This window comes from Elizabethkingia argenteiflava, from assembly GCF_009904105.1.
Classification (GTDB): domain Bacteria; phylum Bacteroidota; class Bacteroidia; order Flavobacteriales; family Weeksellaceae; genus Elizabethkingia; species Elizabethkingia argenteiflava.
On the sequence record NZ_JAAABJ010000663.1, the window covers coordinates 1 to 269 of the forward strand.

Below are 269 nucleotides of genomic sequence, written 5' to 3' on the forward strand. Positions count from 1 at the left end.
GCTGTGCGTGATCGACGACGGCGGCGACGCCACCCCGCCGACGCTGCAGGCCGTCTATGAAGAACTGGGCCGCGCCGCGCTGCTGGCGCTGGCGCGTGTGCTCAGCGGCCACGCCGGCGCAGTCGACCGCACGCTGCGGCCGGCTGTGCGTGATCGACGACGGCGGCGACGCCACCCCGCCGACGCTGCAGGCCGTCTATGAAGAACTGGGCCGCGCCGCGCTGCTGGCGCTGGCGCGTGTGCTCAGCGGCCACGCCGGCGCAGTCGAC

At 75.5% G+C, this 269-nt stretch carries 1 protein-coding gene; it reads left to right on the forward strand.

Features of this window, described 5'->3' with window-relative positions:
- Positions 1–56: 56 nt before the first annotated feature.
- On the forward strand, positions 57–269 hold a 213-nt coding region (locus GNY06_RS13055), incomplete at its 3' end, for a hypothetical protein (protein ID WP_166520493.1).